The 7,258-nt window shown below is 73.2% G+C and carries 6 protein-coding genes and 1 pseudogene; 1 reads left to right on the top strand and 6 read right to left on the bottom strand.

The window, feature by feature from the left end; genetic code table 11:
* The 4 genes from I4I78_RS27735 to I4I78_RS27720 all read right to left on the bottom strand — a co-directional run.
* On the bottom strand, nt 1-1,186 hold a 1,186-nt coding region (locus I4I78_RS27735; protein ID WP_308252400.1), incomplete at its 3' end, for an iron-containing alcohol dehydrogenase.
* A 200-nt stretch (nt 1,187-1,386) separates the two neighbouring features.
* Nucleotides 1,387-2,502 carry an XdhC/CoxI family protein gene (locus tag I4I78_RS27730; RefSeq protein ID WP_218614448.1) on the bottom strand — a complete coding sequence of 372 codons (1,116 nt, stop codon included), beginning with the start codon at nt 2,500-2,502 and terminating at the stop codon, nt 1,387-1,389.
* Complete coding sequence (locus tag I4I78_RS27725; protein ID WP_218614447.1) at nt 2,495-3,655, bottom strand: VWA domain-containing protein; 1,161 nt, start codon at nt 3,653-3,655, stop codon at nt 2,495-2,497. The genes I4I78_RS27730 and I4I78_RS27725 overlap by 8 nt, the downstream gene beginning before the upstream one ends.
* A gap of 12 nt (nt 3,656-3,667) precedes the next feature.
* A complete protein-coding gene (locus I4I78_RS27720) occupies nt 3,668-4,585 on the bottom strand; it encodes a MoxR family ATPase (protein WP_308252399.1) in 918 nt (305 codons plus the stop codon).
* 523 nt (nt 4,586-5,108) lie between these two features.
* Between I4I78_RS27720 and I4I78_RS27715 the strand changes: the two genes are divergently transcribed.
* Complete coding sequence (locus I4I78_RS27715; protein WP_218614446.1) at nt 5,109-5,729, top strand: transglycosylase family protein; 621 nt, start codon at nt 5,109-5,111, stop codon at nt 5,727-5,729.
* A 102-nt stretch (nt 5,730-5,831) separates the two neighbouring features.
* Here I4I78_RS27715 and I4I78_RS33595 read toward each other — a convergent pair.
* Nucleotides 5,832-6,757: pseudogene (locus I4I78_RS33595) on the bottom strand (molybdenum cofactor biosynthesis protein MoaE).
* Nucleotides 6,754-7,239 carry a cyclic pyranopterin monophosphate synthase MoaC gene (gene moaC, locus I4I78_RS27700; protein WP_308252401.1) on the bottom strand — a complete coding sequence of 162 codons (486 nt, stop codon included), beginning with the start codon at nt 7,237-7,239 and terminating at the stop codon, nt 6,754-6,756. The pseudogene I4I78_RS33595 and the gene moaC overlap by 4 nt, the downstream one beginning before the upstream one ends.
* Nucleotides 7,240-7,258 lie beyond the last annotated feature (19 nt).

Genomic DNA, 7,258 nt, shown 5'->3' with positions numbered 1-7,258 from the left:
CGATCTGTTCGACCGAGGCCGTGCGCGGGTTCGTCGTCAGGCACGCGTCGCCGAGGGTCAGCCGGGCCAGGCGGGGGACGTCCTGGTCCCGCACGCCGAGCGCGGCCAGCCCGGTCGGCACGCCGACCTCGTCGGCCAGCTTGCGGACCTCGGTGGCCACCATGTCGACGGCCTCGTCGCCGGGCATCCCCGGACGGGCCGGCAGGCCCATCGCCTGCGCGATCGGCACGAACCGGGTCGGCTCGTCGGCGCCGTTGAACCGGATCACGTGCGGCAGCAGCACCCCGTTGATCACGCCGTGCGGCAGGTCGAGCATGCCGCCGACCTGGTGGCTCATCGCGTGCGTGGCACCGAGGATGGCGTTGGTGAACGCCAGACCCGCCTCGAGGGCGGCCTGGGCCATCGCCGAGCGGGCGCCGTCGTCGCGGCGGTGGATCATCGTGGTCGGCAGGTTGCCGTGCACCAGGGCGACGGCGTGCAGCGCGTGGGTGTCGGTGAGCGGGCCGTGCGCCAGCGAGACGAACGCCTCGATGCCGTGGGTCAGGGCGTCCAGGCCGGTGGCCGCGTTGAGCCAGTCCGGCATCGTGACCAGCAGCCGCGGGTCGATCACCGAGACGTCCGGGACCAGGGCCCGTCCCATGATCGTGATCTTGGTGAGGCGCGCGGTGTCGGTGATGATGCAGAACTGCGAGACGTCCGCGCCGGTGCCCGACGTGGAGGGGATCATCACCAGTGGCGGGATCGGGTTGGCGATCCGGTCGATGCCCTCGTAGTCACCGATGGTGCCGCCGTTGGCGGCCAGCAGCGCGACGCCCTTGGCCGCGTCGATCACCGACCCGCCGCCGATGCCGAGCACGACGTCGCAGCCCGATGCCATGTAGCGCTGGTGCCCGGCCTGGATCTCGTGGTCCTTCGGGTTCGGCGTGATCTCGTTCCAGAGCTGGGGCCGGAGCCCGGCCGCGCGCATGTGGCGCAGCAGCTCGGCCGGCCAGCCGGTCTCGGTCAGCCCCGGGTCGGTGACGACGAACGGGCGGCTCGCGCCGAGCCGGACCGCGGCGTGCGCGGCCTCGGCGAGGGAGTCGTTCCCGAAGACGATCTCCGGTGCGTGGAACTTGGACAGCCGCGGGCTGCCTTCGCGGGGACGGCCGGGTGGGGCCGCCACTGTGTCCTCGTCGAGAAGCGGCACCGTGTCTCCGGCATGGCCGGTACCTCCGGTGAGGACCACATTGCCCTCCAGGACGACGTCGTGACTTTCCGCGTTCGGGCACGTCGAGTGTGTTGTCGCGAGGCTACAGGGCGACACCCCCTCGCGACCCCACGATTCGCCGTCCGGTTCTCCGCACGCCTGTCCGAAAGGACGGGCGGGGGACCGGCCGAGGGCGGGGCTCAGGACGCGTGGATCGGCCCCTCCCGCTCGGCCAGCCGCGCGCCGGCGCCGCCCCAGTGCTGGGCGATCATCTCGGCGGCGATCGAGACCGCGGTCTCCTCCGGGGTGCGGGCACCGAGGTCCAGGCCGATCGGCGAGGACATCTTGGCGATCTCGGCGTCGGTCACGCCGTTCTCCCGGAGCCGTTCGAGCCGGTCGTCGTGGGTGCGCCGCGAGCCCATCGCGCCGATGTAGCCGACCTCGGGAAGCCGCAGTGCGACCTCCAGCAGCGGCACGTCGAACTTCGGGTCGTGGGTCAGCACGCACAGCGCGGTGCGGCCGTCGATCCGGCCCGCGTCGGCCTCGGCCTGCAGGTAGCGGTGCGGCCACTCCACGATGACCTCGTTCGCGCCGGGGAACCGGCTGGCCGTGGCGAACACCGGGCGGGCGTCGCACACGGTCACCCGGAACCCGAGGAACGAGCCCATCCGCGCCACCGCCGCGGCGAAGTCGATCGCGCCGAACACGATCATGCGGGGCGGCGGGGCGAACGACTCCACGAACACCGACAGGCCCTCACCGCGGCGCTGGCCGTCGACGCCGTAGGTCAGCATCGCGTTGCGCCCGGAGTCGAGCAGGCCGCGCACGTCGTCGCCCACCGCGTCGTCGATCCGGGACGAGCCGGTGCCGCCCTCGACCGAGTCCGGCCAGACGATCAGGCGCGTGCCGAGACGCTCGGACGGTCCGGCCACGACGGTGGCCACGGCGACCGGGCTCTCGTCCCGGATGGCCTCGGCGATCCGGCCGAACTGTTCGTAGCTCTCCGGCGACACCTTCTCCACGAAGACGTCCAGGATGCCGCCACAGGTGAGGCCCACGGCGAACGCGTCGTCGTCGGAGACGCCGTAGCGCTGCAGGACCGGGCGGTCCTCGTCGAGCACCTGCTGGCCGAGCTCGTAGACCGCGCCCTCGACGCAGCCGCCGGACACGCTGCCGACGGCCTCGCCGCCCGGTCCGACCAGCATCGACGCGCCCGGCTGCCGCGGCGCGGAGCGGAACGTCCCGACCACGGTCGCCAGCGCGGCCGGCTCGCCGTTCTTCCACCAGCCCTCGAGCTGATCGATCACGTCACGCATCACGCACCACCTTGAGGAGCTTCTCCAGTGTGTCCAGGCTGTGCCCGGCCAACAGTTGGTCCAAGTACGGCAGGGCCGCGACTATTCCGCCCTGGACCGGGGCGTAGCCGTCCTTGCCCGCGTGCGGGTTGACCCAGACCAGCTGGTGCGCCAGCCGGGACAGCCGCTGGACCTGGGTGCCGAGCAGGTCGGTCTCGCCGCGTTCCCAGCCGTCGGAGAACACGACGACGACCGCGCGCCGGGCCGCGCCGCGCTGGCCCCAGCGGTTCACGAACGCGGCCAGCACCTCGCCCAGGCGGGTGCCGCCGGACCAGTCCGGGATCGCCCTGCCGGCCGAGGCCAGGGCCCGCTCGGCGTCGCGCTGGCGCAGCTCGCGGGTGATCCGGGTGAGCCGGGTGCCGAGGGTGAACGCCTCCACCGAGCGCGGCGAGCGCCGGACGAACACGTGCGCGAAGCGCAGCAGCGCGTCGGCGTAGGGCTCCATCGACCCGGAGACGTCGATCAGCAGCACCACCTTGCGCGGGCGCCGGGAGACGTCGCGTCGGCGGATCTCGCGCAGCTCGCCGTGGTTGCGCAGGGCGGCGCGCAGCGTGCGGTCCGGGTCGGCCTCGCCGTGCCGGGACCGGCGCTTGCGCCGCGACGCCCGGGTCGGCGGGTCCGGGCGCAGCAGGGCCAGCAGCCGTCGCAGGTGCTCGCGCTCGGCCCCGGAGAGCTCGGCCAGGTCGCGGCTGCGCAGCACCTCGGTGCCGGTGGCCGCGGCCTTGATCTCCGGGCCGGCCTCCTGCTCGTCGTCCTCGCCGTCGCCCTCGCGGGTGGGGGCCAGCGAGGCGAGCTTCGGCGCCGGTGGCGGACGGTCGTCGCGGACCCGGGTGCGTCCCCCCTGCTGCGGCTCGAACCACGCCTCGAAGGCCATGTCGTAGCGGACGATGTCGTCCGGGTCGGAGCAGAGCGTGAGCCGTCCGGCCCAGTAGGTCTGCATCCGGCTGGTGACGTCGAGGGAGTCGAGCGCCTGCAGGAACGCCGCCACCCGGTCGGTGGTGACCGGGACCCCCGCGCTGCGCAGCACCTCGGCGAATCCGACCAGCCCGAGGACCGGGTCGCCGCCGGACCCGGCGTCGGTGTCGGTGGGTGTCGGCGGTGAGGTTCGCGCCATGGCGATCGGGTCCTAGGACGCGAGCAGCGCGTCGAGCTGGTTGCGCACCCGGTCGGCGTCCTCGCGGTACTTCAGCACCGCGCCCAGCGTGCGCGCGGCGCTCTCGACGTCGAGGTGCCGGGCCCCGACGAGCTGCAGCGCGCGGGCCCAGTCCAGTGACTCGGCGACGCCGGGCGGCTTGATCAGGTCGGACTGGCGCAGCTTGTGCGCGGCACCCGCGACCTGGGCGGCGAGGAGGTCCGGCAGGTCGGGCAGGCGGCTGTGCAGGATCTCGATCTCCCGGTTGACGTCCGGGTGGTCGAGCCAGAGGTAGAGGCAACGGCGCTTGAGCGCGTCGTGCACCTCGCGGGTGCGGTTGGAGGTCAGCACCACGACCGGCGGGGTGGTCGCCCGGATCTCGCCGACCTCCGGGATGGTGACGGCGTGCTCGGTCAGCACCTCCAGCAGGAAGGCCTCGAACTCGTCGTCCGCGCGGTCGATCTCGTCGATCAGCAGCACCGACGGGCTGGTCTGCAGCGCCCGCAGGATCGGCCGGGCGAGCAGGAAGCGCTTGTCGTAGAGAGAGGCCTCGATGCCGTCCGGGTCGAGCGTCGTGTCGCCCGCGCTCGCGGCCGCCTCGAGCGCGCGCAGGTGCAGCAGCTGGCGCGGGAAGTCCCAGTCGTAGAGGGCCTGGCCGGCGTCGATGCCGTCGTGGCACTGCAGGCGGATCAGCTCGGCGCCCATGGTCTGGGCCAGTGCCTGGGCCAACGCGGTCTTGCCGGTGCCCGGCTCCCCCTCGCAGAACAGCGGACGGTTCATCTGCATGGCGAGATAGGCCGCCGTCGCGAGGCCGTCGTCGGCCAGGTAGCCGGTGGCGCGCAGCGCGGTGGCCAGCTCGGCCGGGCTGCCGGGCACGGACCTGGCGGAGCCGTCGGATACGGGAGCGTTCACCTGGCCAGCATGCAGGATGGACGGGTCCCCGGCCACATCGGGCGCCGTCGTTCAGTGGTCACTGTGTGTAGAAGAGTAATCAACGGAAAGTGACGACGGACTCGTCTCACCGTGTCAATCCTTCCGTTCTGGTTCTATTTACGTCTGCGTGATACAACCGTGATGTAGACGCCCCGACCTGCAGGTTTAACGGTTATCTGATAATTACAGGCATGTAACAGTGATTCCGGCCACCGATTCCTGCATTGACTTCCGATACCGGGGAAAACGTACTGTCTCGCTTCGGTCGATCTGCCTGATCGGTCCGAATGCATCCGGAATCGCCGCGCCGGCTCCCTGTCCCGCGGTTCGCCGGTCCGTCGAGACAGAAGGACGGGACAGGGACGAGGAGTTCTTTCCGACCGACGCCGACGACGGCGCCGCTCCCCGGGTCCCGACTCGACGCACCCCCCGCGACGATCGGCGGGCACATCCGTGCCCGGTCGGCCCCGAAGAACTCTCGGTCGGCGCGGTGGAGCCAGCAATGAACAAGGGAACCAAGGGTCGAAGTCTCCTGCGCCTGACTGTGGCGGGAGCCGTCGCCGTCGGCGCATCGGCCGCGATCGCCGGTACCGCCTCCGCAGCCCCCGACGACACGTGGGACGCCCTCGCCCAGTGCGAGAGCGGCGGCGACTGGTCGACGAACACGGGTAACGGCTACGCCGGTGGGCTCCAGTTCTCCCCGTCCACCTGGAAGGCCTACGGCGGCAGCGGGTCGGCGTCGGGCGCGAGCCGCTCGGAGCAGATCGCCGTCGCCGAGCGGGTGCTCGCCGCCCAGGGCTGGAACGCCTGGCCGAGCTGCTCGAAGAAGACCGGGGCCAGCGGGAAGGCCGAGACCTCCAAGCGGGTCAACGCCGCCGCCGAGCCGGAGAAGAAGTCCGCCCCGAAGGCGAAGAGGCAGTCCGCCCCCCAGGCGGCCCCGAAGGCCACCTCCAAGGCCGCTCCGAAGTCCGCCCCGATCGCCGGCGGGCACACCGTCGCCGCGGGCGAGACGCTGTCGAAGATCGCCGCCGCGAACGGCACCAGCGTCGGGTCCCTGGCCTCGCTCAACGGCCTGGCCGACCCGGACGTGCTGGCCGTGGGGCAGCAGCTGCGCATGCGCTGAGCCGCTACTCGCGCTGCGCCGGGCGACGGCCCGGGGGCCGGAGGGACACCGCTCCCTCCCGGTGCCCGGGCGTCGTCGTCCCGGGTGGCTCCTCGCGGGCGCTCAGGTCGAGTTGACCCACTCGTCGTCGCCGTCGACGAAGCGCTGGTGCTTCCACACCGGCAGCAGGCGCTTCACCTCGTCGACGAGCTCGGCGCACACCTCGAACGCCGCGCGGCGGTGGTCCGCGGCGACCGCGCAGGCCAGCGCGACGTCCCCGATCTCCAGCGGCCCGACGCGGTGGCTGACCGCGATCGCCCGCACCCCGGTGGCCCGCGCCGCGACGTCCGCGGCCACCTGCCCGACCACCGAGGACGCGGTGGGGTGGGCGCTGTACTCCAGGCCGCGCACCGACCGGCCGCCGTCGTGGTCGCGCACGACCCCGGCGAACGTGACGACCGCACCGGCCCCGGCGTGCTCGACCAGGCGGGCGTGCTCGTCGACGTCGAGCGGTTCGGAGCCGACGGCGGCGCGCACGACCTGGGCCGTGACGTCCGGAGTGGTCATCGGTGGTCTCCTCCGTGCAGCTGGTCGACGGCGTGGTCGAGCACGTTCTCCAGCACGCCGAGGCCGTCGCGGACGCCGCCGGTGGACCCGGGCAGGTTCACCACCAGCGTGCGGCCCGCGACGCCGGCGAGGCCGCGCGACAGTACCGCCGTGGGGACCGTCGGGGCCCCGGCGTCGCGGATCGCGTCGGCCAGGCCGGGTACCTCGTAGTCCAGGACGGCCCGGGTGGTCTCCGGAGTGGCGTCGGTGGGGGAGATGCCCGTCCCTCCGGTCGTGATCACCACGTCGACCCCGTCGGCGACGGCCGCGCGCAGCGCCTCGCCGACCGGGTCGCCGTCCGGCACGACGGCCGGGTCCGGCGTCGTGTAGCCGCGACCGCGCAGCCAGTCGACGATCAACGGCCCGCCGCGGTCGGCGTAGACGCCCGCCGCGGCCCGGTTCGAGGCGGTGACGACCCGGGCGGTCCGCTCCCGGTCGCTCACGACTTCTCCCCGCCGGCGTCGGCGCGCACCCACGTGCCGGTCTTGCCGCCGTCCTTGCGCTCCACCCGGACCGCGTCCAGCACGGCCGCCGGGTCGACGGCCTTGATCATGTCGTGCAGGGTCAGCCCGGCCACCGTGACGGCGGTCAGGGCCTCCATCTCCACGCCCGTGCGGTCGGTCGTGCGCACCTCGGCACGGATGTCGATCCGGTCCCCGCGCGCGTCGAGGTCCAGCGTCACGCCGCTGATCGCGATCGGGTGGCACAGCGGCACCAGGTCGGGGGTGCGCTTGGCGCCCATGATTCCGGCGATCCGCGCGGTGGCCAGGGCGTCGCCCTTGGGCAGCCCGTCGCCGTGCAGCAGGCCGATCACCTCGGCGGTGGTGCGCAGGACGCCGGTCGCGACGGCGGTGCGGCGGCCCGCCTGCTTGTCCGAGACGTCCACCATGCGGGCCGCACCGGCGTCGTCGACATGGCTCAGCACGGCCTCGCCGCGCTGATGC

This window comes from Pseudonocardia sp. KRD291, from assembly GCF_019263595.1.
Taxonomy (GTDB): Bacteria; Actinomycetota; Actinomycetes; order Mycobacteriales; family Pseudonocardiaceae; genus Pseudonocardia.
This window is presented reverse-complemented; position numbering and strand designations above follow the sequence as displayed.

Bases quoted from the DNA above. Each gene is read 5' to 3' on its own strand.
- I4I78_RS27730 (WP_218614448.1), bottom strand. From the start codon at position 2,502: ATGCGTGACGTGATCGATCAGCTCGAGGGCTGGTGGAAGAACGGCGAG.
- I4I78_RS27725 (WP_218614447.1), bottom strand. From the start codon at position 3,655: ATGGCGCGAACCTCACCGCCGACACCCACCGACACCGACGCCGGGTCC.
- I4I78_RS27715 (WP_218614446.1), top strand. From the start codon at position 5,109: ATGAACAAGGGAACCAAGGGTCGAAGTCTCCTGCGCCTGACTGTGGCG.